We start from the raw sequence: 1,397 nt of genomic DNA, 5'->3' as shown, positions 1-1,397 counted from the left end.
AAAGAGCGTTGCGAAATTATAAAGTATTCCTTCCGCCTGTCTAAGATATCTCTCGATATTTCCGACATTCCGTGCTATACTTTTCAGTTCGTCCGTCGCTTCGGCAGCGACGGACGAACTGAACTATACGCTTAAAGAGATTTGCGGTCAACCGTTTTTTGAAAAAATTTTATAAAAATATTTATCATATTGTTTTAATTGATTTATATCTATTAACCTGCTTTTGCCATATAAAATTCTTCCAGTGCATGAGAGATATTTTCGGCCTGCCATGCATTTTTCAAAGGTGCGGTAATTTCGATTTCTTGTTGTTGATAGGTAAATTGTATTTTTCACGCATACAGGAACATAGTTTCGGATTCTGTTCCTCCATACAGGCTGTCCCCAAATATAGAGCTGCCCAGACTCTTCATTACCACCCTCAACTGATGTGTCTTACCCGTATGTGGCTCAAGGATGAACAGCCGCATTTTTTCACTGATGCGGATACTGAAAAACCGGGTAACGGCAATATTTTCCATATTGCGCGTCAGCTTCCACATCCCGCGCCTGGATTTTTCCATGCCGCCTTTTATCCATCCTTGTTTTTTGGACGGTTTGCGGTCGGACAAAGCCAAATAGGTTTTCTTCATTTTCCTTTCGGCAAACTGTGCGGCAAGAACAGCGGCACTTTGGGGATTAAGGGCAAACAGCAATATGCCTCCGGCCTGCTTGTCCAACCTGTGCAGCAACCATACCTTTTCTACGCCCAACTGTGCCGCAAGTGTTGCCGTCAGACTGACTTCGCCGCCGGAACGGTGGACGGATATGCCTTGAGGTTTATTGATGGCGACAAAATCTTGGTATCTGAATAAGATTTCCCACATATGATGTTTTGTAAAGCTCGAGAACTAATTCTTCAGGCAAACTATTGCTATAAAGCAAATTACCCTGTAAATCCCGTACACGAGCACCGTTTGATGTAATCATAACCGCACGTTCCGCACCGATTTTTCCAAGAATGGATGACATATCGGTATGATTGCGTCCTGTTGCCAAAATAATATCTACGCCTTTTTGCTCTAATACTCTCAGAGTATCAATGGTAAGATCACCCACTAAATGTTCAGGTGTTAAAAGTGTGCCACCTAAATCAGACACCATTGCCCGAAAAGGTAAATTCATAAAAACCTCAAAAAATAAACTATACTTATCACATCACTAAATATACAGGAACAATACGACATTAAAATACGGGAATTATTTCGATTGACGGGGGGGGGGGGGGGGGGGTTTTTTTTTTTTTTTTTTCTATAAAAAAAAATAAAGAGAGGTGTGTTGTGAATTGGTTGCTCCCGGAAGGGGGCATAATTTTTTTATATGTTGTTTTTTTTTTTTTTTGGGGGGGTTTTTTTTTT

Annotated in this window: 1 protein-coding gene and 1 pseudogene; both read right to left on the bottom strand. The window is 40.9% G+C overall.

Annotated features, from left to right (window positions below; all coding sequences use genetic code 11):
• Positions 1-212: 212 nt before the first annotated feature.
• A pseudogene (locus DFR77_RS12680) lies at positions 213-866 on the bottom strand (TIGR01621 family pseudouridine synthase).
• Complete coding sequence (locus DFR77_RS12675; RefSeq protein WP_003689613.1) at positions 820-1,143, bottom strand: HAD hydrolase family protein; 324 nt, start codon at positions 1,141-1,143, stop codon at positions 820-822. The pseudogene DFR77_RS12680 and the gene DFR77_RS12675 overlap by 47 nt, the downstream one beginning before the upstream one ends.
• Between the last annotated feature and the right edge of the window lie 254 nt (positions 1,144-1,397).

Source organism: Neisseria gonorrhoeae, assembly GCF_003315235.1.
GTDB classification, from domain to species: Bacteria; Pseudomonadota; Gammaproteobacteria; order Burkholderiales; family Neisseriaceae; genus Neisseria; species Neisseria gonorrhoeae.
This window is presented reverse-complemented; position numbering and strand designations above follow the sequence as displayed.

What these genes read in the sequence shown, in the direction of transcription:
- DFR77_RS12675 (WP_003689613.1), bottom strand. Translation starts at nt 1,143, where the DNA reads ATGGTGTCTGATTTAGGTGGCACACTTTTAACACCTGAACATTTAGTG.